Below are 23527 nucleotides of genomic sequence, written 5' to 3'. Positions count from 1 at the left end.
CCTCACCGACGATGCGCAGCGCGGCGCAGCCATTCCTTGCACCATCGCTCGAAGGAACCCCTCCATGACCACGCCCGTCACCCGAGCGGCCGCCGCGGATCCGGCGGATCTCGGACCGCACTACAAGTGGATCGCGCTCTCCAACACCACCCTCGGCATGCTGATCGCCACGATCAACTCGTCCATCGTGCTGATCGCGCTGCCCGATATCTTCAAGGGCATCGATCTCAACCCATTGGAGTCCGGCAACACCAGCTACCTGCTGTGGATGATGATGGGGTTTCTCGTCGTCACCGCCGTACTCGTGGTCAGCTTCGGCCGTCTGGGTGACATGTTCGGCCGCGCCCGCATGTACAACATGGGTTTCGCCATCTTCACCGTGTCGTCGATCTTCCTGGCGATCACCTGGTTCGACGGCCCCGCCGCGGCGATCTGGTTGATCGCCTGGCGGGTCGTGCAGGGCATCGGCGGCGCCTTCCTCATGGCCAACAGCTCCGCCATCCTCACCGACGCGTTCCCCGCCGACCAGCGCGGACTCGCCATGGGTATCAACGGTGTCGCCGCCATCGCCGGCTCGTTCCTGGGCCTGCTCGTGGGCGGTGTGCTGGCGCCCATCCAGTGGCATTACATCTTCCTCGTCTCCGTGCCGTTCGGGGTCGTCGGTACCGTGTGGGCCTATCTGAAGCTCCGCGACACCGGGGTGCGGAAGCGGGCGAAGATGGACTGGTGGGGCAATGCGACATTCGCGGTCGGTCTCGTCGCGATCCTGGTCGGCATCACCTACGGCATCCAGCCCTATGGTGACTCGGACATGGGCTGGGCGAATCCCTGGGTGCTGGCGGCGATCATCGGTGGTTTCGTCGTACTGGGTGTCTTCGTGTACATCGAAACGAAGGTCGACAGCCCGCTGTTCGAACTGTCGTTGTTCCGGAACCGCTCGTTCGCCTTCGGTAACGCCGCCAATCTCATGGCCTCGATCGGCCGCGGCGGTCTGCAGTTCATCCTGATCATCTGGTTGCAGGGCATCTGGTTGCCGCAGCACGGCTACGACTATTCCCGTACCCCGCTGTGGGCGGGTATCTACATGGTGCCGATGACGATCGGCTTCCTGCTCAGCGCCCCGCTCTCCGGCGCCCTGTCGGACCGCTTCGGCACCAGGGCGTTCACCACCACCGGCATGATCGTCACCGCGGGGACCTTCGCCGGCCTGATCGCCCTGCCGGTGGACTTCTCCTACTGGGTGTTCGCGCTGATCCTGCTGATCAACGGCATCGGCATGGGTCTGTTCTCCTCGCCGAATCGCGCCCTGGTGATGAACTCGCTACCGGATACATCCCGCGGCTCGGGCGCCGGCATGATGACGACCTTCCAGAACGCGGCGATGGTGCTGTCGATCGGGCTGTTCTTCTCGCTGATGATCGCCGGGCTGAGCGCGCATCTGCCGGCCGCGATGTTCGACGGGCTGACCGCGGGCGGAATGGCGGACGCCCCTGCTCAGGGAATCGCCGCGCTGCCGACGGTCGGCATCCTGTTCGCGGCCTTCCTCGGCTACAACCCCATCCAGCAGGTGGGCGGCGAGGCGCTGCACGGGCTGCCGCAGGCCGCCGTCGATCAGCTGACCGGACTGGAGTTCTTCCCGCACCTGATCAGCGACCCGTTCGCCGACGGTCTGAGCGCCGCCTTCACCTTCGCGCTCGTCTGCTGCGTCCTCGGCGCGATCTTCTCGTTCTTCACCGACCGTCGCCGCACGGGGGCGGCCGAGGAGAAGGCACACGAGTCGGTCGGCGACGAATTGGCCGCGGTGGCCGCGTTCGCGTCCGGCGAGGCCCCGTCCGAACTGATCGACGAACCCGTCCGACGCTGAGGGCGGCGCCGCGGCCGGGCGCGGCCTCCGGCTATTCCTCGTGGAGTCGCCCGCCCGCCAGATGCCAGCGCCGGGTCGCGCGCACCGAATCCAGCATCCGCCGGTCGTGCGTCACCAGCAGGAGTGTGCCGGTGAACGAGTCGACAGCCTGCTCGAGCTGTTCGATGGCGGGCAGATCGAGGTGGTTGGTCGGCTCGTCCAGCACGAGCAGGTTGACGCCGCGGGCCTGGAGCAAGGCCAGCGCGGCCCGGGTGCGTTCGCCCGGGGACAGGGTGACGCAGGCGCGGTTGACGTGCGGCCCGCGGAGACCGAATTTGGCGAGCAGGGTGCGCACCTCGGCATCCGGCCGATCGGGCAGGGCCGCGCCGAAGGCGGCCGCGAGATCGGTGTCCCCGCGGAACAGGCCACGTGCCTGGTCCACCTCGCCGACCCGCACGCCGGAGCCCAGCGCTGTCGTGCCCGTATCAGGAGCCAGCTTGCCGAGCAGCAAGGCGAGCAGGGTGGATTTGCCGGAGCCGTTCGCGCCGGAGACGACGATGCGGTCGGCCCAATCGATCCGGGTGGTCACCGGACCGAGCGTGAACGCACCGCGGGTGACGGTGGCCGCGCCGGCTGTCGCGACGACCGTACCGCTGCGGGGCGCGGTCGCGATCGTCATCCGCAGCTCCCACTCCTTGCGGGGTTCGTCCACCACATCGAGCCGCTCGATACGGCGTTGCGTCTGGCGGGCCTTGGCGGCTTGTTTCTCGGTGGATTCGGCGCGCATCTTGCGGCCGGCCTTGTCGGAGTCGTTCTTGCTCTTGCGCCGTGCGTTGCGCACGCCGTGTTCCAGCCAGTTGCGTTGCATGAGCGCCCGGGCCTCCAGACCGGCCCGGGTGGCGGCGTACTCGTCGTAGGCCTCGCGGGCGTGCCGGCGCGCGATCTCGCGCTCGGCCAGGTACGCGTCGTAGCCACCGTCGTAGTAGCCGACCTGCTGCTGGGCGAGATCGAGTTCGAGAACGCTGTTCACGGTGCGGGTCAGGAACTCCCGGTCGTGGCTGATGATCATGAGCGGGGTCCGGACACCGGTGACGAACCGCTCGAGGCGTTCGAGACCGTCGAGGTCGAGGTCGTTGGTGGGTTCGTCGAGCAGCAGGATGTCGAAGCGCGACAGCAGCACCGCGGCGAGACCCGCCCGGGCGGCCTGTCCTCCGGACAGACCGGTCATCGGCGTAGCCAGCCCGCCCGCGAGGTTGCCGGTGAGGCCGAGGTCGGCGGCGACCTCCGCGGCGCGCTGCTCGAGGTCGGCCCCGCCGAGCGCGAGCCAGCGTTCGAGCGCGGGGGAGTAGTCGTCGGTGCCTCCCGCACCGAGGCGTTCGGCGGCCGCGTCCATGACCTTCTGGGCCTGTGCGACGCCGGTGCGCCGGGCGAGGAATCCGAGCACCGTCTCGCCGTCGACACGGTCGGGTTCCTGGGCCAGATAGCCGACGGTGGCATCCGGCGGGCTCAGGGTGATGGTGCCCTCGTCCGGGTCGCCGTCGGCGAGCATGCGCAACAGCGTCGATTTACCGGCGCCGTTGACACCTACCAGGCCGACCACGTCGCCGGGCGCGAGAGTGAAATCGAGATCGGCGAACAGGGTGCGTTCGGCGTGTCCGGCCGACAGGCCGCCGGCCTGCAAGGTTGCGCTCACCGGGCATATTCTGCCCGGTCGCCGTCCGGGCGCCGTACACCGAGGGCGAGAACCGCACCCAGGTGATCGCCGACCGGCGGCGGTGCGGTCGAGTATCCGGCCGGCAGTCATCGGGAATCTCCTCGTTTCCAGTGGTTGGCCTGTCGCGGTGGCCGGCAGACCAAGATCGTCCCGGTAAAGGTTAGCCTACCCTTACTGCATAGCTTCTGTCCGCCGGTTCACCGGGGCATCGGCCCGGCCCGGCCCGGGCAACTGTCCGACCGCGCGCGGTGATTCCTGTACTGTGGCCGGCCCGCGTCACGGGGTAGGCCCGGCGAGTCCGGCCGCATGCGCCGGACTCACCGGATCGCGCTCGACGGCGGCGCCGCCCGGCGGCCCGGTGACGGCCCGATCCCGGCCTGGTGGACGTCGCGGTGCCCCCGTCCGGCGGGGCCGGGGGCCGCCCTCCGGCGGGTACGCTGGGGCGCGGTACTCCGCCGACCGAAGGAGTGCGTGCCCATGGAGTGGCTACTGATCGCGGTCGCGGTCGTGCTGGTGGCGTCGATCCTGGTGTGGCGGTCCCGGCAGAACAGTCTGCGCGCGGCGACCGAATTGGCCGACGCGCTCGCCGAGGCCCGCCAGGTGAACGAGCGTCTCGGCGGCCAGATCTACCACCTGTCCGGCACCAACCCGGCCGCGCAGCAAGCGCTGGCCGATGCCGCGGAACGTCACACGGCGGCGGGTTCCCAGGTCGACCAGGCCAGGACCCCGGTTCAGGCCCGGCTGGCGAAACAGACCGCGGTCGAGGGGCTCTACTACATCCGGGCCGCCCGGGTCGCCATGGAGATGGATCCCGGCCCCGCCGTACCCGAGTTGGCGGGGCAGGCCATCGCGGGTGAGGTCAGCGAAGACCGGGTGATCGACTTCGGCAACCGCCGGATCGCCGCGTCACCGCGTCCTTCGGCCGGGACGCCGAACTACTATCCCGGCGGGCGTGTCGCGGGCCGGCCCGTTCCGGCCGGCTGGTATTCCGAGCCCTGGTGGAAACCGGCCATGATCGCCGGTGCCTGGGGAGTCGGCTCGGCTCTGCTGTTCACCTCGCTGTTCTCCGGTATGTCCGGAGTGGGCTACGGCGCGCAAGGTTTCGAGCAGGGCTTCGGTGAAGGCTATGCGGACGGACTCGTCGCCGGAGATCAGGATTACGGCGGAGCGGGCGCCGATGACGGCGGCCACGACTACTGGGGCGGCGACGGGGGCGACCGGGGCGGTTTCGACGGCGGTGGTTTCGACTTCTGAGGGACTGCGGCAGCGGGTCCGCCGGAACGGCCGGTCGGGCCGGGGCCACGCGGCAACTGTTCGGCGGTCCGAGTCGGCGGGCCTGCTGTTCGACGGCGAACTCGAGCGGCGGCTCACCGAGGGCGGTTCGGCGGTGATCGCGATCGCCGCACATCCCGAGACGGCGGCCATGAATCTGCTGGGGGCCAGCGTCCCGCCGCGTACTGTGCCACCGTGTGAAGAGTGCCGCGGCCCGACTCTTGGCGCAGAGCGCGGGAATTCCTGGAACGCTGCGGCGCGCCGGAACTCGTCGGCTGCTCGGCATCGGCGCGAGACGCCGCGACGGTGCGACGGTTGTGGGGGATCTCCGAGGAGCTGACCGGGTTACCCGGGGATTCCTTTCCGGGAGCGCGTGCATGCCGAAGGGTGGTGGTGCGGGCGACGGCCTGTCCGACATCGCACAGCCGCGGCAGGGCCGGCTGCCGGTGCCGAGCCGGTACCCGCCATCCGGTCTCTCGGTGGTGACGATAGGGTGGCGCCCCGCTCGCGCAGACGGTCGATATCCGGCGTACAGTCCGCGGGCTGACCTCCACGCCGGCGAGCGGGTCGCTCTGGTCGACCGCCGTGTTCCCGTAATCGGGGCCTGCCGCGCCCGATCTCTCGACCGTCACGCCGCCTCTCCCGAACCGAACGCGCACGGTCGCCGAACAATGACGGGAAACCTGGGGCTCCCCACCGACGACGACAGCCGTCCGGGGCCGGTGGTGTCATTCGGACAGTGCCCGGGCTGGGGGCGCGCGGGGAAGTCAACAGTCGGCCACACCCACCGCTCCGAGTTGAGAGTCGCAGCCCGACAGGCCGTCCGTCCTCGCGAGACAGTGGGCCGGATCCCCGCTGCGGTAACGTAAAACGGCGAGGCTCTTCCGGGCGAAGGCCCCGTGAGCGAGATGATCCACACGCCGCACCCGTATCGGTTGCGGGTGTTCCGGGCCCGGCCTTCGTCGCGGTCGTTGGTTCCGGCACGGCGGCGGCGCAGGATTGCTTCGTCCAGCGAGATCTGTTCGGCGCGTCGATGACCTGCGGCCATGAAGGAGGCAGTGATCACGTACCGCATGTCGTTGCGCCGCCCTCTGTGCCAGTGGCGTTTTCCCGCGGTACGCCGTCGGCCTTTACGCGGCGATCACTCCTTCACGCCAACGAGTCCGCGTGTCACCACGGGCCGTCGGAGATGGGCCCCGGTTGTCGTGGTGGTGACCAACGGCTGTGCCGAGATCACTCGCGGCCGGCTGAGGTGCCCATCCCGCGGCCCGGCGGGACCCGCGCAATATCGAATCCTCTGTGCGGGAAGGCCGATGGGGTGACACAACCGTATCTGTGTATCAAGCTGGAGGGGTTTGGATCATGCGGGAGGAGAGTCGTCGTGGCTTCTCGATACACATCGGCGCTGGAGCGGAGAATCGCGGATATGCGTGAGCAAAGGGACGCTCGGGTTCGCTTGAATAAGCCCTGGTCGCTACAGGATTTGTTCAGCACGCCGGACTGCGATATCGCAGAATACAGCAAGGAGTTCAGGCCGAGTCGATTCGGTGCGCGGTCCTGCGCGGAGGTGGAGGAATTCTGTCGCGCCCAGGGCATCTGGCTGGAGGCGGGCGGCGCACATTACAACAGTATGACGCCGTATCTGCATCCGGGTCCCATCAGCGCGGACAGGTTGACCACCATCGGCCTGTTCAACGCGATCCTCTTCTGGCTCAACGACACTGTGGGCCGTGAGAAGTTCGGCCATCTGTCCGGAAACGAACAGCGTCGGGCGCGAACCGAACTCGCCCGGCTGTGCCGCTTGCTCGAATCGCGGACCGTGCCGGAGGACGCTTCGCCGATCGAAACGGCGACAGTCGAGTTCCTCTCCCGGTTGCATGCCCAGGAGGCGGATGAGCAGTGGCTCGAGCGGTTCCTGGAGTCCACCGTCGAGCATCTGCGCACCGCGATCCGGGACCAGAACGCCCGGTCCCGGCGGGACCTGCTTACCACGGACGAATACATCGACCTCCGGGCCCAGGTGTCGGGTATGTTCCCGGCTATCGCCCTGTGCGAATTCGGGCGGGACAGTTATCTCGACCGGACGCGATTGTCCGCTGCGGGCCTCGCGGACGATGTGCGCCGATTACAGGTGGTGACGGCCGAGATCGGTGCCCTGATGAACGATATGTTCTCCTTCGAGAAGGAGTGCATCGTCGACCGCTCCGACTTCAATCTGATACCGGTGTGCTTCCTGAACGACCCGCAGGCCACGCTTGCCGACGCTGTGTACGCCGCCGCCGGCGTGGTCCGCGACCGGCTCACCGAGTTCCGCGGATTGCACGCCGCGCTCACGGCGCGCTGTGCCGAACCCGCTATAGCCGACAGCGGCCTGGCGGGGCCGATCCGGACCCATCTCGCCGACCTGGAGGGCTGCGTCCAGGCCACCTGGGTGTGGCAGGTCATGACCACCCGGTACAAGGGTGTAGGCATCTTCGCCGAGAACAACACCCGGCCGAGTAGCAGCGGCGCGGCTTGATAGGGAAGGATGGCCTCAGTCGGGGTGATGCCCGGCAGGGGTGACGTGATAAGCCGCATCAAGGTCGGGCAGTGGATGGACGAAGGGGTGTGATGGACGGGTCGGGGCACGATGAACTGGTCCGCTCGTGGTCTCGGGCACTGAGGGCGCCCGGCGAAACCACCCCATCCGCCCCCGATACCGACAAGTTCCTGCACTGGCTGGTCGACGACCTGGCCGAAGCCCTCACCTCGACCCAGTTCGACCCCACCGCGGGGGCCAGAGTCGGCGCGGCGCTGGCCACCGTGGAGGTGGGCGTCGACGATGTGCCGGCCATCTCGGCGCCTATCCTGTGGGGCCTCGTGGAACCGGATGCCGGTCCGGCCCTCGTGACGCGTATGTCGATACTCCTCACCAAACTGGGCGAGGGGTACGGAACCCATAGGCAGCAGCGGTTCGCCGCCCACCATGCGGACCAGGTCGAGCCGACCCGGCAGTCGGACGCGCGCTACCGGGTGGTGTTCGAGAACGCAGCGGTGGCCATCGCCGTGGGCGACACCAACGGTGTCCTGCTCGACGCCAACCAGAAACTCGCCGATATAATCGGCGTCCCGGTCGACGAGCTGCGCGGTATCTCGGTCTACGAATTCGCCCACCCCGAGGATCGGGAGAGAATTCGTAGACTCGTCTATGAAAAGCTGGTGCCGAAGCGTGGGGGCACGGTGAAGCTGGAACAGCAGATCGGCCGCGTCGACGGCAGCTACGGGTGGGCCTCCTTCTCCATCACGTTCGTAGAGGGTGCGGGGGGCCATCCCAACTATCTGCTGGCGGTGGGCGAGGATGTCACCGAACAGCACCGCATGCGCCAGGAACTGCACCGTCAGGCTCGGCACGACCCGCTCACCGGCCTACCCAACCGGCGTCAATTGCTGGAGCGGCTCGACACCGTGATGAACGAGGCGGGCGGTCACGAACAGATCGGTTTGTGCTTCGTGGACCTCGACCGCTTCAAGCACATCAACGATCGGTACGGCCACGGCACCGGCGACCGGGTGCTCACCGCGGTCGCCGACCGTCTGCACGCGAGTGTGCAGGACCTGGACTGTCTCGTGGCCCGGATCGGCGGCGACGAGTTCGTCGCGTTGGTGCCGCCACCGGTCGACGCCTGGAAGATGGGACGGGTGGCGGACAGCCTGTTGGGCGCGCTGACCGACCCGGTGACCACCAACAGCCACAGGGTGCAGGTTTCGGCCAGCATCGGCGCAGTGCTGACCACTGTGCAGAGCGGTCAGGCCGAAACCCTTATCGACGCCGCAGATATCGGCCTGTATCGCGCCAAGAACAACGGCAAGGCGCAGTGGGTACTACACATGCTCGCCGATGGCGTGGTCACGGAGGCCGAGCCGGACCTCGATCCCGATCGATTGAACCGCTACATCCCCACCGAGGACTCGCCGGAATCCTGATCTCCGGCGGGCGACCAACTCGTCGTTCGTGCCGGTCGCCGTGGCCGGGGGCATCGACGGCGGTGCGCCCGGGCATACCGGCATCGACCCGCCGCCGCGCGAGCTCGAAAGTTCCTCCGCGTGCCTGGCCGCCGCCGTCCGCACCACCCGCCGGGGCCGTACCCGCAATACCGGCACCCAGTACAGCAGCCGCCGCCCGACCGAGTCCAGGGCTCTGGCGGGGCGACCGGTTGAACCTGGACCAGGGACGGTTGCTAGCAGGGCGTCATGACCGTCCGCGCGGCCGCGGGTCTGCGGCGGCGGAACCTCCGCACCGCGCGCCACGCGATGAACAGCAACGCGCCCAGCACGATCGGCACCAGCAGCGGCAGCACTATCGCGAGGGCGACCAGGACGAAGGCCAGCACATCCTCGACGACCGAGACCACGGGATTCGCGATACCGCCCGTCGTGGCAGTACTGGCCGCGCGGACACCGGTCCGGTTGGCGCTGAAGGCGAGCGCGGTGGGGGCACCGACGATGATTCCCGCGATCGCCGCGGTGGCCGGATCGGCCGACTCGAACACCGACCCGGCGGCGATCGCTCCCGCGATCGGGCCACTGACATTGCCGATGAGGGACAAGACGTTGTCGATGAAGGGGACGAGGTCGCCGAGTATCTCGGCCGCGGTGGCGACCGTCAGCGCGAGCAGGGCCCCGGTCGAGCCGATCCAGGCGAAGGACTCGTTGAGGTGCAGGCCGAGCACACCGAAATGCGCGGCGGCGCTGAGCACCAGCAACGGCAGGAAGGCCCGGAATCCGCATGCGGCCGCCAGTCCCAGCCCCAAGAAGGCGGGGAGTACCCAGCTACTCATGTGTGCGAGTGTAAGGGCCCGAGCCGGCGGCACGGCTCCACAGCCGGATCGGCAACGTGCGACGCCTACTGGACCTGCGCGGTGTGTACCGGGTGGATGGCCGCCACGTCGTACCCGGATCGCGCGCCGGGTGCTCGGATCTGTGCCGGATCGTCGGGGGGACCGCATCTTTCGATCAGCCTCACCTGATCCGTGACTCCCAGCGCTTCGCCGGTGCATCGCCGCTCCGATTGCGTGGCGCAACGACGTCGGTGGGATGGAATGGTCACCACCTGATCGGCGCCCCGCTCTGTGCCGCGCTCCTGTGGCCGTCACTGGGCGCGTGTCACTGTGACAGTGCTGGCGGCCTGTCGGGTCGCCGGATGGTTGGTGGGTGTGGGTGCTTTCCCGGCCGCCGGTGTCCACGCGGCATTGCTCTTCGGGTGGAAGGTCTCCGCGGTGGTGTTCACGCTGCGGTGGCTACCGGGTCCGCCCGCGCGCATTTCCGCCGGCGGCGAGCGGACGGGCGGCCGTCCGGATAGTGGACCGGGCCGTCGGCGGGCTCGATCGATTCGAGGACATGCTCGCGCTGATGCCGCCGCGAGATCGGCGCCGGTCCGGGCTCGCTACGACGGTGCGCCGAGTAGGGAGAATACCGAATCCAATTGCCCTCGAACGGTTTCCGCGCCGTCGGTGCGTCCGGCGAGCTGGTGCAGCAGCGCGCGCTGGAAGATCCCGTCGATGGTCGTGTACGCGACGGCGGGGGTGAGGGCGGGGGTGCTGTCGCGGTGTGCGCAGTAGCGGGAGACGACCCGCCAGATCATGTCCTCGCGGCGGGCCTCGATCTCGAGGACGTCGTCGCGGAAAGAATCGTCGAACAGGCTCTGATTGCGCAGGTCGTACCAGAGCCGGTGGATGGCGGCGTCGGCCACCAGCGTGGTCGAGAAGGTGGCGATGAACTCGGTGCGCAACTCGTCGGCGTCCCGCGCGGACGCGATCACCTCGTCGTAGCGGGTCACGCAGACCATCTCGTACTGCCGGACGGCGTGCACCAGCAGGTCGATCTTGTCGCGAAAGTAGTAATGCAGGACGCCGTGGGAGTACTCGGAGTTCTGCGCGATCTCCCGCAGGCTGGTATGCGCGTAGCCACGCTCGGCGAGCGTGTGCAGGGTGGCCAGCGCCAGTTCGGTGCGCTTCGCCGCGAACTTGTCGCGCGCGCGCTCGTCTATGCGGGATCTGGGGTCAGCGGCCTGTGTCACTTGTCTGCATTCTTCTCGGTTCGGATCTCACCTGCCCGGCTTCTCCTGAGTGTAAGCGCACGACTACCGCGAATCTTTGGACAACTGTCAAGATTTTTCTTGACGACTGTCAAGATTTCCACCTACTGTGGCATGCGACACACCACGGCGCCGTTGTGGCATGGATCACGGTGCCGGGCTGCTTTCGAGAGAGGAACGGTAATGACGAGTTACGACCTGGGCGGACGGGCTGCGCTGGTCACCGGGGGTGCGCGCGGCCTGGGTGCGGGGATGGCCCAAGCGCTGACCGAGGCCGGCGCGGCGGTGGCGATCGCCGATATCGACGCCGACGGTGGCGCCGCGATGGTCGAGAAATTGCGCGCCCAGGGCAGCCGGGCCGAATTCGTCTCGCTGGACGTCACCGACGACAGTGCCTGGGAACGCGCGGTCACCACGACTGTCGGCGCGCTGGGCGGGCTCGACATCGTGGTCAACAACGCGGGCGTGGAAGTCACCAGCCTGCTGGCCGATCTCGACCCCGAGCAGGCCCGCACCATGCTCGATGTCAATCTGCTCGGCACCGCGCTCGGCATCAAACACGCGTTCCGGGCCATGCGGCCGGGCGGGGTCGCCGGGCAGGGCGGCGCCGTGGTGAACATCGCCTCGGTCGCCGCGACGATCGCGTTCCCCGGCATCAGCGTCTACTCGGCCACAAAATCGGGGATCGACCGGCTGACCAGGGTGGCCGCCGCGGAATCGGGCAAACTCGGCTACGGCGTGCGTGTCAATTCGATCTATCCCGCCCTGACCCCCACCGCGATGGGGAACAAGCTCGCTGTCGACTGCGCCGAGCTGGGATTGTTCCCGTCGCCGGAGGCCGCGGCGCAGGCGGTCGCCGAACTCACGCCGCTGGGGAGGCTCGGCCAGGTCGACGATATGGCCGACGCGGTCGTATTCCTCGTCTCCGACGCGGCGAAGTTCATCACCGGCGCCGGGCTACCGGTCGACGGGGGGATGGGCATGTAACGGCAACCCGATCCCGACCACCGCTCGAATTCCACCCCACGAGGAGAGAACACCACCATGGCCACCGACAAACGGGTCGTCGTCTACGGCGCCTCCGGCTACACCGGCCGGCTGATCTGTGAATATCTGCGCGAGTACGGCATCCCCTTCCTGGCAGCGGGCCGCGACCACGCCCGGCTGAAAGCGGCAGTGGACGCGGTACCGGGTATCGGCACCGTGGACCACGAGATCGTCGAGGTCGAACACACGACCGCGGCGCTGACCGACGCGTTCCGGGGCGCGCGAGTCGTGCTCAACACCGTCGGCCCGTTCGCCCGGTACGGGCATCCGGTGGTCGAGGCGTGTCTCGAGATCGGCGCCCACTACACCGACACCAACGGTGAGCAGAACTGGATGATCGACGCCCAGGAGCGCTACGGCGCCGAATTCGCCGCGCGGGACCTGCTGCTCACGCCCGGCCTGGCGCAGATGTACAGCATCGGCGAGATCGCCGCCAATATCTGCCTGGAGAACCCAGGCCTGGACACCCTCGATATCGAGGTGTTCTGGAAGGGGCACCCGACCGTCGCCTCGACCAACACGATTCTCACCAATGCCGCGTTCGCCGAGGCGTACTACCTCGAGCAGAACGAGTACGTGGAATGGCCGGTCGACGAAGGGCTCTACCAGGTGGTGGTGCCCGGACAGCACGAGCTGGGGCTGGCACTGCCGTGGGGCGGTACCTCGCATCCGGTGTGGTTCAAGAACGATCCACGGGTCGCGAATGTGCGGGCGCTCGGCGGCGTGATGAACCGCCCGCTGATGCTCGGGGTGCCCCAGCTGGTGGCGGCGGCCCTGGCGCAGATGGACGGTAAGTCGGAGGCGGAGAAGTACCGCATCATCGACGAGCAGTCCGCCGCCATCCGCAGCGAGATGCCGCCGCGGGAGAATCCGCGGATCAACACCTCACTCGACTCGGTGTACGCTTCCGGTCCGCTGGGCCGGGCGCACTGCCTGATCCACGGCAACTGCAACTACAAGCAGACCGCGCTGCTCAACGCCCATGCGGCGGCGGCCTTGCTCCAGCAGGCCCCGCGGGTGACCGGCTTCGCCTCGAGCTGCCAGGCATTCGGGCATCGGGAACTGCTCGGTACGTTGCGCGCGTTCGGGCTCGTCCTCGACCCCATCGTCACGGTGCACCGCTGAGGCCGTCGATGCGACTCGCGGACTATCTCGACAAGGGGGCCTCGCTCGGCCGCGACGCCCCCTGCCTCACCTGTGCCGGATCGACACGCACCTACGGCGAGGTGTACGACGATTCGGTGGCCGTCGCCGGCGCATTGCAGCACACCGGGATCGAGTCCGGCGACCGGGTCGCGGTCCTGTCAGCCAACGACCCGCTCGCCCTGACCTGCGTCTTCGGAATCTCGCGTGCCGGCGCGGTGTGGTGCCCGGTCAACCCGCGCAACGAGGCCGAGGAGAACCGCCGGCTCTTCGACCTGTTCGGCTGCCGGTTGCTGTTCTTCCAGCAGCGTTTCGCCGGCCTGATCGCCCGTATCCGTGACCGACTCCCACGGCTGGAGTGGCTGGTCTGCCTGGACGGCGACAGCGAGGGCGCGATCTCGTTCGATACCTGGCTGGCCGCGCATCAAGCCGAACCCGATATGCGCCGGCGCCCGCCGGACGGGCTGTGCATGCTCGCCGGTACCGGCGGCACCACCGGGCGGCCCAAGGGGGTGCGGCTGACCGAGCTCAATATGATGACCTCGACCGCGCTGGCCCTGATGAGCTATCCGTTCGGTGACCGCCCGCGCTACCTCGCGCTCGCTCCGCTCACCCATTCGGCGGGGGTGCTCACCTTCCCGATCCTGTCCCTCGGCGGTGAGATCGTCATCATGCCCGCGCCCGATATCGGGCAATTCCTCGCACTCGCCGCGCGGTACCGGATCACGCACGCGTTCCTCCCGCCGACCGTGATATACGGCCTGCTCGATCACCCCGACCTCGACCGCACCGACCTGTCCGCGCTGCGCTGTCTCTGGTACGGCGCCGCACCGATGTCGCCGACCCGGCTCGAAGAGGCGCTCACCCGGATCGGCCCGGTGCTGGGACAGTTGTTCGGCCAGACCGAGGCGCCGAATATGATCGCCACCCTCGCGCCGGCCGATCATTTCCGGCCCGACGGCTCGGTCGCCACCGAGCGCCTCGCCTCGGCCGGGCGGCCCACTCCGCTCACGACGGTCGCCGTCATGGACGGGCAGGGGACGCTGCTGCCGCCGGGCGAGCGCGGGGAGATCGTGGTGCGGGGTCCGCTGGTGATGGACGGCTACCACGAGAACCCCGCCGCGACAGCGGAAGTGAGCGCCTACGGCTGGCACCATACCGGTGATATCGGCTATCTGGACGCCGACGGTTTCCTCTACGTCGTCGACCGCGCCAAGGACATGATCATCACCGGTGGATTCAACGTCTACTCCGCCGAAGTCGAGCAGGCCGTCCTCGCGCACGCCGCGGTGGCCGAGAGCGCGGTGGTGGGACTGCCCGACGAGAAATGGGGTGAACGGGTCACCGCGGTGGTGCGTCTGCGGCCGGGCCACGCGGTGACCGCCGACGAGCTGATCTCGTTCGTCAAACAGCGCATCGGCAGCGTCAAAGCGCCCAAACAGGTGGAGATCTGGCCGGATCTGCCACGCTCGAAGGTCGGCAAGGTCCTGAAGAACGTGATCCGGTCCGAACTCGGGGAATGAGCGCGCCGGTGCCCGGCGGACCTCCCGGTGACCGCCCGCCGATCCCTTGCCGTCAGAACGGTACCGCGGCCTGCGTGAGACGTTCGAACACCACGGGATCGGGCCATCCGGCGGTGCGATAGCGCGGCGGGTGGATGCCGGGCATCGGGACGATCCCGGTGAGATCGACGGCGATCTCGAACGGCACCATGACGGTCTGCTCGTCGTCGGTGGCGAACGCGAGGAAATCGGCCACCGGCAGGGCGGCGTCGACACCCTCGCCCCAGACGGTGACGGTATGGATACCGTCCTCGCGTTCGGCCACCATCAGGCTGCTCACGTAGATCGCCTCGAGCTCGTCCCGGTAGCGCTCCTCGAGCCATTGCTGCTGGGTGTGGTATTCCGCGCCGGCGAGAACCGCTCGGGCGCGGGCGACCTCGGCGTCGTTCGGGGTGGTCACCCGGTCCAGGGGGATCACGAGACCGGATTCGTCGAGCGTGTAGCCCTGGGGCGAGAGCGGTCGAGTCGCCTCCCGGTACGCCTGTTCCACCGCTTCGAAGGCCTCGGACAACAGCTCGGGATCGCCGGGAACGATCAGCAGGCTCTGCTGGTCCGGAACGAACGCGACCGGCGGATGTTCGAAGTTCGTCGTCGAGACGAGCAGCCAGTCCGGGACCAGGATCCACGACGACAGGTAGTCGGCCTCGTCGACCGCTATCTCGACGATGCCGTCGCCGGGCAGTTCCGCCACCGGCACCGTCGCGGCCAGGTTCTCCTCCCGGGCCACGGTCAACGCCTCGTCGGTCGTCACGCCCCATTCGGCGAGCTTGGATTCTTCGGGGAAACCGATCACGTCCGGGTAGTCGATGGCCAGCAATTCGTCCACGAAGGGGAAGAGCGGGCGCCGTATCCGTGAACCGCCGTCGTCCAGCGCGTAGGTCGACGGCCGCAGGACCGGCCGCAGGAGCGGGCGTACCTCTTCCCAGCTCTCGGGTGGCGTCGCGGGCGTCACCGGCGCGGGCACGATCCGTGTCAGCCACTCCCGGGCTTCTTCCGGCGATCGGTCGCGCGTCTCGGTGAAGAGGTTCGCGAGATAGAGAACGCCATCGCCGCCGTCGTATCGGACCGCGAATTCCTCGGCGTCGTAGGAGACATCGCCGACGCCCGCCGACCGCATATGCCCGAATACCTGCAAGGCGAACTCCCGCCGGGCCCGATCGTCGTCGATATTCGTCATCGGAAAGAGCAACCTCACAGTTCGCGGTCGGGCATCGGCAGGAAGCGCGGACACTACCGGAACACCCGTCGGCGATATTCCAGTGCCGGTACCCGGCTGTGTACGTCCGGTGCCGGGTGGCCGTCGGCCGACACCGCGCCGGCGCGGCGCGGTCCAGCTCCGGACGGGCCTGGGGAGCGCCGCGGAGCCTGTCCGGCGGCCTGCCGGTGACCCGGGTCGCGGTCCGTGACGACGCGGTGGACCGCCGGTGTCCGCGGGCGGGCCGTGCGGGCCACCGACGGCTCCGGCCGGAACCGCGCCGACCGCGCGGACGTGGGGCGGGTGGTTGAAGCTGTGTGATCCGGGTACGCGGCATTCGAACACTCGTTCTGCCGTGGAGAGGAGCGATGATGGTGCAGCAGCAACCGGAGAAGGACCGGGACCAGTGGACCACCGGTGACGAGCCCATGACCGGGCCGCAGGAGTCCTATCTGCACACCTTGGCCCAGGAGGCCGGGCAGCAGGTACCGGAGGGGCTGACCAAAGCGCAGGCGTCACAGCTGATCGACGAACTCCAGCAGCGCACCGGCCGCGGGATCTGAGCGCCGGCCGACGGGTCCGGCCCGCGGTGCTTCCGGCCGATCGGCGTTCTGCTACCGGGGTGCGAGCGGATGCCGTCCGGCCCGCGACGCGGCGAACGCCAGACCCGCCGAGATCGCGATAACCACCGCCGCCACGGTGAACGCGAGGGCCATGCCTGCCTCACTCGCGACCAGCACCACCGACCACGCCAGGAAGGTCGAACGCAGGCTCAACTGCGGCCGCCGCGTCAGCAACACCGCGCCGAGCGGCCCGCAGATCAGTCATACCGGGTACGTTACGATCCCCGGCCCCGGCCCCGGCCCCGGCCCCGGCCCCGGACGGCCGCGTGGGAAGCTGCTGCAAGCGGGTTCAGTCGTCGTCGGCTGCGGATTCGGTCATGGCGAGCAGTTCCGCGCGTGCGGCCTCGAGCCGGCCGGCGGTGAGGTAGGGGCTGTCGGCCGCGGTGGCCAGCCCCTCGGCCGCGAAGCGGATCACCGAGGTGATCGCGGGCGCGAGACCGTCGGCGTCGAACGCCTCGTCCAGCCGCCGCGCGTCCGCGGCGAAGAGCTCGTCGAGACCGCGGGCCGAACCCAGGGCGACGACCAGGCCGGTCGGGCTGAATGCCCGGGAGACCGACTCGCTTCCGCTGGTCAGGGCGCGGACGTACCCGCGGGTGAATTTCCCGGGCCGGTTCTCGGACAGGTCGATCCGCTCGTGTACCTCGGCCCACACTTTCCCGATCAGGTGTTCGGTGACCCCGGCCAGCAGCGCGCCCCGGTTCGGGAAGTGGTGCATGAGACCACCTTTCGTCACGCCGGCGGCCGTGGCGATATCGCTCAGGCTCACTCGGGTGCCACGTTCGGCGAACATCCGTTCCGCGGCCTCGAGTACGGCCAGCCGGGTGCGTTCCTTGTCTCGGGTGAGGCCCTGATCAGACCGGCTCATGCTGCCCCTGCTCCTTGTCCGCGGTCGGCCGCCGCGACGGGATGACGCGCCAGGCCAGCACGCCCGCGATCACGAGCAGTACCGCCGCGAGATACGACGTGGACTGCAGAGCGGTGGTGAAGGCGTACGCCGCACGGGTGAAGATATCGGACTCACCCGCGACGCCCGCCGCGCCCGCGAGCGAGTCCCGGGCCGCGGCGGCCGCGGCCGGATCGGTGCCGGGCCCGAGCTCCAGATGCGCGCGGTACCGCGCCAGCTGGATCGAACCCAGCACCGCGATCCCCAGCGCGCCACCCATCTCGTACGCGGTCTCGGCAATGGAGGAGGCGGCGCCGGCCCGCTCCGGGGGGACCGCGGTGACCACCGCGTCCGTCGACAGTGTCATGGCCACGCCGACGCCGAGGCCCAGGACCGCCAGCGCGATACCCAGACCCAAGAAGCCGGACGAAGTGGCGGCCCAGCCGATCCCGGCGATCCCGGCGGCGGCCACCAGTAGCGCACCGCCGATCGTGCGCCCGGCCCCGAACCGGGCCACCAGTACGCCGACCACGGCGATGACGGCCATGGAGGCCAGCGTCGTCGGTAGTTCGGCCAGCCCGGCCTGCAGTGGGCCGTACCCGCGGACGAGTTGCAGGTATTGGGAGAAGAAGAACAGCAGCCCGAGAAACGCGAAGATCGACAGGGCGGTGGAGAGCACGGCACCGGTGAACGCGGGCATCCGGAACAGTGAGATATCCACCAGCGGAAGGGCCAGCCGGGCCTGCCTGCGCAGGAAGAGCAGACCGCCGGCCGCGCCGATCAGCGCCGTCACCACCACCGTCGCGTCGAGTCCTGTTCCGGCCCAGTGCTTCACCGCGTAGACCATCGGCACGATGGCGACGATGGACAGCGCCGAGGACAGCCAGTCCACCGCGTGTGCGCCGGTACCGCGGGATTCGGGCAACAGGAGCGCGCCCGCCACCAGGACGACGGCCATGACCGGCACATTGATGAGGAACACCGAACCCCACCAGAAATGCTCGAGGAGCGCGCCGCCGATCAGCGGCCCGGCGGCCGCGCCCGCGGTGGCGCCGGCCGACCATACGGCGATGGCCGTCGTCCGCTGGCGCGGATCGGTGAATACGGCCCGCACGATGGACAGGGTCGACGGCATCAGCGTCGCCCCGGCCACCCCCAGCAGCGCTCGCGCGGCGATGAGGATTTCGGCGTTCGGCGCCAGCGCGGCGAGAACGGAGGCGGCGCCGAACGCGGCGGCGCCGATCAGCAGGAGGCGTTTGCGCCCGATCCGGTCGGCGAGATTACCCATGGTGATGAGCAGCCCGGCCAGGACGAACCCGTAGATATCGCCGATCCACAGGAGTTGGGTCGCAGTGGGCCGGATATCGGCGGTCAGTGCCGGTACCGCGAGGTACAGCACGGTTCCGTCGATGGCGAGCAACAGCACCACACTGACCAGCGCGGCGAGGGCCGCCCATTCACGGCGGCCCGCCCGGGTGGTCGCGGCTTCCACGGCTTCGCTCATTCCTCCCACATTAACAGTCCAAATGGAATGTTGTAGAGACTGAACGGAATGCTCGGTGCGCGTTCGGTCACACCCCCCGGCGGTTCCGCCGCGGGTATCCGCTCGGTGTGCTCTCCACGGCGCCGACCGGCCGCTAGCGTTTCGGTATGACGGTGGTGTGGGAAGAGTTGGGGTGGGAGCGGCTCGCGAACGGGGTGGGGCGGTGCCGGTTGCCGGTATGGGATTGCACGGCGGGGTTGATCGTGGGGGAGGACTGCGCACTCGTGGTCGATACCGGGTCGAGCCTCGCCGAGGGGGCCCGGGTGCGTGATCTGGCGCAGCGCCTGGCGGGCCGGCCTGTCACCGGCGTGGCGCTGACCCATCATCACTTCGACCACGTCTTCGGTGCCGCGGCGTTCGGGACCGCACCGGTCTTCGCCGCGGACGGCGCGCAGGCGCTGTACCGGGAAGGAGGCGAGGAGTTGTATGCCGACGCCGTGCACAACGGGCTCGACGCGCCCGCGGCCCGGGCGGCCACCGACGCCCTGGTCCGGCCCGGTGAGTACGTCCGGGACGTGACCGCGCTGGCGCGGGGTGCCGGTCGCGATGTACTGCTGGTCCGCATCGGCCCCGGACATACCGGGCACGATCTGGCGGTCGTGGTGCCCGGCGACCCCACGGTGGTGTTCTGTGGTGACCTCGTCGAGGAGTCGGGTGAGCCGCAGGCCGGGCCCGACGCCGTCGGCGCGCGGTGGCCCGCCGCACTCGACCGGTTGCTCGAGCTGGGTGGCGAGGACGCGGTGTACGTACCCGGGCACGGCGCGGTGGTGGACGCGGGATTCCTCCGCGCGCAGCGGGACGAACTGGCCATCCGCTTCGGAGTGGCCGGGCCCACCGCGTAGCGGTACGCGAATCGCGCCGCGACGGTGAGCCCGGGTGTTTTGCGGGTATGCGCCACATAGCAACTCGGCGGAGCCGCTCGGGTGTCGCCGGTTCCGAGGGAATATCAGGAGGTTCTCATGCTCGCCACTGCCGCCGCCGTCGCGTTCGGTCTCGCGCTTCTCTTCGATCTGACCGATGCCCGCCTCGGCGACTCCATCACCGGCGGCACTCTCGTCACCGTCGGACTGTTGTTGGTCGCCCTGCATCTCGCGGGATTCGGTACCGGTGCGCGCGCCGGAGCCGGAGGTCGCTCCTGGAACTGGCGGCGCGTGCGCCGCTGAGCCGGCCGGGCCCGCGATTCCGTCCCGGACTCCACGATTTCCTGCGCAGTGTGCGACCGGAAGTGTGTTCGCACACAAGGAGTTTCCGTGGCGTCCTCCCTTTCGGGACGCCTGGGCGCGCTCTTCGCCGCGTCCTGCGCGGCACTGTCGCTCGTAGTATCCGCAACAGGTCCCGCCGCTGCCGACGAACAGTCCCCCGAAGACCCGGGCGGCGCGGCCGTCTTGTGTTCGACCGCGCCGACCGCCGGCGATCTGAAGGTCGACGGCTGCGCCGGCCGGTACTACCTCGTGCACGGCTCCGCCGGCATATCCGCCGGTGGCGCACCGCTCGTGGTCGTCGTCCACGGTGGATACAGCACTCCGGCGAACATCGCCTCGGCGTCGGGATGGAACGCGATCGCCGATCAGCAGAAGGCCGCCGTCGTGGTCTATTCGCGCGGCAGCAAACCGGGAGAGCCCGGGGTGGGGGTGGGATGCCGGCGGGCGCCTACTGCATCACCCATATCCAGAGCCGTGATACCTCGCAGCGCCGGCCGTGGTGCCTCGGGCCGGGCGGCCGTCACCGGTCGATTCCGGTGACCGCGGAACGGCGCGCCGACGAAACTCGGCGGCGGCCGCCCGGAAGTGCGGGCGGCCGCCGCCGAGTGCTCGATGGTCGGTGTGCGGGGCGAAACACCCGTTGCCGGTAGCGAAATCGCCGCTACCGCCCCTGATGTGACCGCTGCCGTGCTTCCTGCACATCGGCGTCGGAGCGCGCCTTCTCGGCTTCGGCTTCCTTCTCCGCGACCTCACGCTGGGCTTCGGCCTTGTCCTGCTGGGCGATGCCCTCGTCGCGCAGGTCCTTGTTGTCGAGGAGGGTGCCGCCCACTTCCTTGGCTTTGCCCTTCACGCCCTCGACGACGCCTTCCAGTCCTTCGCGGGGTCCGGTCTGCTTCTCGGCCACGATATCTCCCTCCGAATGCTCGGTTCCGGTGGATATACGCGACGTACCCGGAGGTCGCCGGTTCAATCGGTGATCTTTCCGGGCGTCCGAAGGCCGGCAGGAAAGTACCTCATGATGTCTTTCCGGCCTCTGGTCGGCGGGCGCCGGCCGGGCCACGCTGGAGCCATGAGCGCAACCATGCCACCGTGTGTACGGCGGGCCGCGATACCGGTCGACGGTGACGCGGCCGGCTACCTGACCGTGGACCGGGACGGGCCCACCGTGCTGCTGCTGCACGGCACGTACTGGAGCCGGGTATGGCTGCCGGTGCTGGGTGGCCTCGCGGAAGCGGGCCTGCGACCCATCGCGGTCGACCTCCCCGGGCTGGGGCGATCGGGAGGTGAGCTGACCACGGACACCGCCACCGTTCCCGCTCTGGCGGCATGGGTCCGGCGATTCGTCTCCGCGATGGGGCTCACCGGGCCGCTCGCCCTGGGCGGCCACGATATCGGTGGCGCGGTCGCCCAGCACCTCCTCGTGCACGACGGCCTGGACGTGTCCGGGCTCGCGCTGGTCAACTCGGTGCTCTACGACTCCTGGCCCGCACCGCATGTCGCGCGGTTCGGGGACCCGGCGGTGGCCGCCACCGCCGCCGAGTTGCTGGACGCCCGACGGCAGGCGGTGGCGGCGGCGCTCACCGAGGCCGCCACCGACGAGCTGGTCACCGCGTACGTGGATCCGTGGACCGACCCACGGGTCCGCCGCTCCTGGCGGGCGCTGGCGGGCGCGGCGGACCACCGCTACACCCTCGATCTCGTTCCCCTGTTACGGCGCTGCCGGACGCCCAAGCTGCTGGTCTGGGGTGTGGACGACCGGTTCGAAAATATCGGCTATGCCGAGAAGTTCGCCGCGGAGATGCCGTGTACCGAGCTCGTCCGCATTCCCGGGGCCGGCCACATTCCCACCGAAAGTGCCCGGGCCGGATCGCCCGCGTCCTGGGCGACTTCTTCACGGCGTAGCGGCCATCGCTACCGGATGTACTCGGCGACAACCCGATACAGGCCGGGGTTCGCGTCCGCATTCATCCGCGCGGTGTCGACCGAGGTGGTGATCGCGGACGCCAGGCCGGCCGCGGTACAGGCCTCGGCACTGTCCCGGTGCGCGACGTCGACGAGCTGGAACCGGGTCTCGGATACCGTCATCGGACATGCTGTGAGCCTTGGGTGGGCGGGCGGGACAACGAGGCGCCGCGGTCACCGGTCGAGGAGTTGGCGGGCGAGCGCGTGACTCCACCACTGCTCGACCCGTTCCGGGAGCCAGCCGCGTTCGCGGGTGAGCACGGTGTAGACGTCGATATTGCAGAGGCCGGCGTAGGTGTCGACAGCGGTGGCCAGGTCCACCTCGGCGCGGAGGGTGCCCGCGGGCCAGGCCGCGAACACCTCCTCACGGATGCGGTCGGCGGCCCGGCGGACCCGGGTGTAGAGGGTGGCCAGGTCGGCCTCGGTCCGCCCGGCCTCCCGGATCAGTCCGATGAGGTCGCCGGAGCTTTCGAAGAGCCTGCGGTCGTAGCCGGCCATCGCGGCGAGTTGCTGTGCGGGTCCCGCCGACTCCAGCTCGCCGAGCAGCCGGCCCGGGTCGGCCGGTAGGTCGGCCGCCTCCACCAGCGCCCACACCAGGCCGGTCTTGTTCCCGTACGCGGCGTAGACGGTCGGCACCGACACCCCTGCCTCCTGGGCTACTTCCCGCACGGTCGTCGGCCCCCAGCCCCGGGCGACGAACAGGCGACGGGCCGCCTCCGCGATCTCTGCCCGCGTGCGATGGGCTTGCGCTTGCCGGCGCAGGGAGTCGTAACCACGGCGGGGGGTCGAGTCGGGTGCAGCGGGTCTGAGTGGAATCGGATTCGTGCTCACCGCCGTGGTGGTCAACCTCCTCTATCTGCGCGCGCGGCTGCCGCTGCCGATGTCCGGACAGGGCATGGACGAGGTGGTGGACTCCCTGGCCGGGGTCGGGGAGGCGTTGAAACGTCCCTCGGTGCTCGCGCCGCTGACGTGGCTGTGCACCACGGTGTTCGCCGCGGGGCCGGCGGCGGCGATGTGGGAAGCGCCGTCGGCGCCCACCATGTGGTTGTTGCTGGGCTTCGGTGGCGTCCTGATGCAGAACGTCGCCTTCGGCTGTGTGGAGGCATTGCGATTCGGGTTGGCCGCGGCGGCCCGTGACCACGGTCCGGCATCGGGCCTGTGGGCGCTGCACAATGTGCTGTTCGGCTTCAACCAGGTGTTCCTGGCGATCGCCCTCCTGGGTTTCGGTATCGCCGCCGCCGAGACCGGCTTCCTGCCACCGTGGCAGCAGTGGCTCGGCTTCGCCGCCGCCGCGCTGCTGTTCTTCGCCTCCTCGGCGAGCTCCCACAATGCCGAGGGGACGAGCCGCCTCGCGCTGGTCGGTCTGGTGGGATGGCTGGGCTGGATCGGCTGGATCGTGGCCGCCAGCGCCACGTTGCTGGTTCGATAGCCGCTGCGCACGTAGTGCCGACCCCACCCGGTGGGG

Annotated in this window: 23 protein-coding genes; 13 read left to right on the top strand and 10 right to left on the bottom strand. The window is 69.3% G+C overall.

Annotation, left to right across the window (positions count from 1 at the left end; all coding sequences use genetic code 11):
- Positions 1-64: 64 nt before the first annotated feature.
- On the top strand, positions 65-1864 hold the full coding sequence (locus tag ABZV91_RS08280; protein ID WP_355237354.1) for an MFS transporter: 1800 nt from the start codon (positions 65-67) through the stop codon (positions 1862-1864).
- 31 nt (positions 1865-1895) lie between these two features.
- Here the strand turns inward: ABZV91_RS08280 and ABZV91_RS08275 are convergent, their stop codons facing one another.
- Positions 1896-3536 carry an ABC-F family ATP-binding cassette domain-containing protein gene (locus ABZV91_RS08275; RefSeq protein WP_355237352.1) on the bottom strand — a complete coding sequence of 547 codons (1641 nt, stop codon included), beginning with the start codon at positions 3534-3536 and terminating at the stop codon, positions 1896-1898.
- 498 nt (positions 3537-4034) lie between these two features.
- On the opposite strand from ABZV91_RS08275, the gene ABZV91_RS08270 reads away from it, so the two are divergent.
- From ABZV91_RS08270 to ABZV91_RS08260, 3 genes are all read left to right on the top strand, one after another.
- The gene (locus ABZV91_RS08270; RefSeq protein ID WP_355237349.1) at positions 4035-4811 is read left to right on the top strand and encodes a DUF1542 domain-containing protein; all 777 of its coding nucleotides are present in this window, start codon (positions 4035-4037) and stop codon (positions 4809-4811) included.
- Positions 4812-6396: 1585 nt separating this feature from the next.
- Complete coding sequence (locus ABZV91_RS08265) at positions 6397-7347, top strand: terpene synthase family protein (protein ID WP_355237346.1); 951 nt, start codon at positions 6397-6399, stop codon at positions 7345-7347.
- A gap of 71 nt (positions 7348-7418) precedes the next feature.
- Positions 7419-8792 (top strand): diguanylate cyclase, encoded by a 1374-nt coding sequence (locus ABZV91_RS08260; protein ID WP_355237343.1) that lies wholly within the window; start codon positions 7419-7421, stop codon positions 8790-8792.
- A gap of 254 nt (positions 8793-9046) precedes the next feature.
- On the opposite strand, the gene ABZV91_RS08255 is transcribed toward ABZV91_RS08260, so the two are convergent.
- The 3 genes from ABZV91_RS08255 to ABZV91_RS08245 all read right to left on the bottom strand — a co-directional run bounded on the left by ABZV91_RS08255 (position 9047) and on the right by ABZV91_RS08245 (position 10884).
- A complete protein-coding gene (locus ABZV91_RS08255; protein WP_355237340.1) occupies positions 9047-9646 on the bottom strand; it encodes a DUF4126 domain-containing protein in 600 nt (199 codons plus the stop codon).
- Positions 9647-9957: 311 nt separating this feature from the next.
- The gene (locus tag ABZV91_RS08250; protein ID WP_355237337.1) at positions 9958-10095 is read right to left on the bottom strand and encodes a hypothetical protein; all 138 of its coding nucleotides are present in this window, start codon (positions 10093-10095) and stop codon (positions 9958-9960) included.
- A 156-nt stretch (positions 10096-10251) separates the two neighbouring features.
- Positions 10252-10884: a TetR/AcrR family transcriptional regulator gene (locus ABZV91_RS08245; protein WP_355237334.1), complete on the bottom strand. Its 633-nt coding sequence runs from the start codon at positions 10882-10884 to the stop codon at positions 10252-10254.
- A gap of 201 nt (positions 10885-11085) precedes the next feature.
- Between ABZV91_RS08245 and ABZV91_RS08240 the strand changes: the two genes are divergently transcribed.
- From ABZV91_RS08240 to ABZV91_RS08230, 3 genes are read left to right on the top strand one after another with little or no spacing between them, the layout of a single operon-like run.
- A complete protein-coding gene (locus ABZV91_RS08240) occupies positions 11086-11889 on the top strand; it encodes an SDR family NAD(P)-dependent oxidoreductase (protein WP_355237331.1) in 804 nt (267 codons plus the stop codon).
- 57 nt (positions 11890-11946) lie between these two features.
- Positions 11947-13074, top strand: coding sequence for a DUF5938 domain-containing protein (locus tag ABZV91_RS08235; RefSeq protein WP_355237328.1), 1128 nt, complete (start codon positions 11947-11949; stop codon positions 13072-13074).
- Positions 13075-13082: 8 nt separating this feature from the next.
- The gene (locus ABZV91_RS08230; RefSeq protein ID WP_355237325.1) at positions 13083-14615 is read left to right on the top strand and encodes a long-chain fatty acid--CoA ligase; all 1533 of its coding nucleotides are present in this window, start codon (positions 13083-13085) and stop codon (positions 14613-14615) included.
- A gap of 52 nt (positions 14616-14667) precedes the next feature.
- Here ABZV91_RS08230 and ABZV91_RS08225 read toward each other — a convergent pair whose 3' ends face one another.
- Positions 14668-15831 carry a hypothetical protein gene (locus ABZV91_RS08225; protein WP_355237322.1) on the bottom strand — a complete coding sequence of 388 codons (1164 nt, stop codon included), beginning with the start codon at positions 15829-15831 and terminating at the stop codon, positions 14668-14670.
- A gap of 389 nt (positions 15832-16220) precedes the next feature.
- Here ABZV91_RS08225 and ABZV91_RS08220 point away from each other — a divergent pair, with 389 nt between their 5' ends.
- Positions 16221-16412 carry a DUF3072 domain-containing protein gene (locus tag ABZV91_RS08220; protein ID WP_355237571.1) on the top strand — a complete coding sequence of 64 codons (192 nt, stop codon included), beginning with the start codon at positions 16221-16223 and terminating at the stop codon, positions 16410-16412.
- A 51-nt stretch (positions 16413-16463) separates the two neighbouring features.
- Here the strand turns inward: ABZV91_RS08220 and ABZV91_RS08215 are convergent, their stop codons facing one another.
- The 3 genes from ABZV91_RS08215 to ABZV91_RS08205 form a co-directional block, all read right to left on the bottom strand.
- A complete protein-coding gene (locus tag ABZV91_RS08215; RefSeq protein ID WP_355237319.1) occupies positions 16464-16625 on the bottom strand; it encodes a hypothetical protein in 162 nt (53 codons plus the stop codon).
- A gap of 136 nt (positions 16626-16761) precedes the next feature.
- A complete protein-coding gene (locus ABZV91_RS08210) occupies positions 16762-17337 on the bottom strand; it encodes a TetR family transcriptional regulator (RefSeq protein ID WP_355237316.1) in 576 nt (191 codons plus the stop codon).
- On the bottom strand, positions 17324-18859 hold the full coding sequence (locus ABZV91_RS08205; RefSeq protein WP_355237313.1) for an MFS transporter: 1536 nt from the start codon (positions 18857-18859) through the stop codon (positions 17324-17326). The genes ABZV91_RS08210 and ABZV91_RS08205 overlap by 14 nt, the downstream gene beginning before the upstream one ends.
- A 146-nt stretch (positions 18860-19005) precedes the next feature.
- On the opposite strand from ABZV91_RS08205, the gene ABZV91_RS08200 reads away from it, so the two are divergent.
- The 3 genes from ABZV91_RS08200 (at position 19006) to ABZV91_RS08190 (ending at position 20640) form a co-directional block, all read left to right on the top strand.
- A complete protein-coding gene (locus ABZV91_RS08200) occupies positions 19006-19740 on the top strand; it encodes an MBL fold metallo-hydrolase (RefSeq protein ID WP_355237310.1) in 735 nt (244 codons plus the stop codon).
- A gap of 117 nt (positions 19741-19857) precedes the next feature.
- Positions 19858-20061: a hypothetical protein gene (locus tag ABZV91_RS08195; RefSeq protein WP_355237307.1), complete on the top strand. Its 204-nt coding sequence runs from the start codon at positions 19858-19860 to the stop codon at positions 20059-20061.
- An 87-nt stretch (positions 20062-20148) separates the two neighbouring features.
- Entirely contained in the window at positions 20149-20640 is a 492-nt protein-coding gene (locus ABZV91_RS08190; protein WP_355237304.1) for a hypothetical protein, read from the top strand.
- A 121-nt stretch (positions 20641-20761) separates the two neighbouring features.
- Here the strand turns inward: ABZV91_RS08190 and ABZV91_RS08185 are convergent, their stop codons facing one another.
- Entirely contained in the window at positions 20762-21004 is a 243-nt protein-coding gene (locus ABZV91_RS08185) for a CsbD family protein (protein ID WP_355237301.1), read from the bottom strand.
- Positions 21005-21169: 165 nt separating this feature from the next.
- On the opposite strand from ABZV91_RS08185, the gene ABZV91_RS08180 reads away from it, so the two are divergent.
- A complete protein-coding gene (locus tag ABZV91_RS08180; protein WP_355237298.1) occupies positions 21170-22270 on the top strand; it encodes an alpha/beta fold hydrolase in 1101 nt (366 codons plus the stop codon).
- Here ABZV91_RS08180 and ABZV91_RS08175 read toward each other — a convergent pair.
- Positions 22237-22893: a helix-turn-helix domain-containing protein gene (locus tag ABZV91_RS08175; RefSeq protein ID WP_355237295.1), complete on the bottom strand. Its 657-nt coding sequence runs from the start codon at positions 22891-22893 to the stop codon at positions 22237-22239. The two genes, ABZV91_RS08180 and ABZV91_RS08175, sit on opposite strands and share 34 nt — an antisense overlap.
- Between ABZV91_RS08175 and ABZV91_RS08170 the strand changes: the two genes are divergently transcribed.
- On the top strand, positions 22886-23491 hold the full coding sequence (locus tag ABZV91_RS08170; RefSeq protein WP_355237292.1) for a hypothetical protein: 606 nt from the start codon (positions 22886-22888) through the stop codon (positions 23489-23491). The genes ABZV91_RS08175 and ABZV91_RS08170 overlap by 8 nt on opposite strands.
- The last annotated feature ends 36 nt before the right edge of the window (positions 23492-23527 follow it).

The sequence above is a fragment of the Nocardia sp. NPDC004568 genome (assembly GCF_040609955.1).
Lineage (GTDB): Bacteria > Actinomycetota > Actinomycetes > Mycobacteriales > Mycobacteriaceae > Nocardia.
This window is presented reverse-complemented; position numbering and strand designations above follow the sequence as displayed.

Bases quoted from the DNA above. Each gene is read 5' to 3' on its own strand.
- ABZV91_RS08210 (WP_355237316.1), bottom strand. From the start codon at position 17,337: ATGAGCCGGTCTGATCAGGGCCTCACCCGAGACAAGGAACGCACCCGG.
- ABZV91_RS08230 (WP_355237325.1), top strand. From the start codon at position 13,083: ATGCGACTCGCGGACTATCTCGACAAGGGGGCCTCGCTCGGCCGCGAC.
- ABZV91_RS08270 (WP_355237349.1), top strand. From the start codon at position 4,035: ATGGAGTGGCTACTGATCGCGGTCGCGGTCGTGCTGGTGGCGTCGATC.
- ABZV91_RS08255 (WP_355237340.1), bottom strand. From the start codon at position 9,646: ATGAGTAGCTGGGTACTCCCCGCCTTCTTGGGGCTGGGACTGGCGGCC.
- ABZV91_RS08225 (WP_355237322.1), bottom strand. From the start codon at position 15,831: ATGACGAATATCGACGACGATCGGGCCCGGCGGGAGTTCGCCTTGCAG.
- ABZV91_RS08235 (WP_355237328.1), top strand. From the start codon at position 11,947: ATGGCCACCGACAAACGGGTCGTCGTCTACGGCGCCTCCGGCTACACC.
- ABZV91_RS08195 (WP_355237307.1), top strand. From the start codon at position 19,858: ATGCTCGCCACTGCCGCCGCCGTCGCGTTCGGTCTCGCGCTTCTCTTC.
- ABZV91_RS08180 (WP_355237298.1), top strand. From the start codon at position 21,170: ATGAGCGCAACCATGCCACCGTGTGTACGGCGGGCCGCGATACCGGTC.
- ABZV91_RS08280 (WP_355237354.1), top strand. From the start codon at position 65: ATGACCACGCCCGTCACCCGAGCGGCCGCCGCGGATCCGGCGGATCTC.
- ABZV91_RS08205 (WP_355237313.1), bottom strand. From the start codon at position 18,859: ATGAGCGAAGCCGTGGAAGCCGCGACCACCCGGGCGGGCCGCCGTGAA.
- ABZV91_RS08200 (WP_355237310.1), top strand. From the start codon at position 19,006: ATGACGGTGGTGTGGGAAGAGTTGGGGTGGGAGCGGCTCGCGAACGGG.
- ABZV91_RS08220 (WP_355237571.1), top strand. From the start codon at position 16,221: ATGGTGCAGCAGCAACCGGAGAAGGACCGGGACCAGTGGACCACCGGT.
- ABZV91_RS08240 (WP_355237331.1), top strand. From the start codon at position 11,086: ATGACGAGTTACGACCTGGGCGGACGGGCTGCGCTGGTCACCGGGGGT.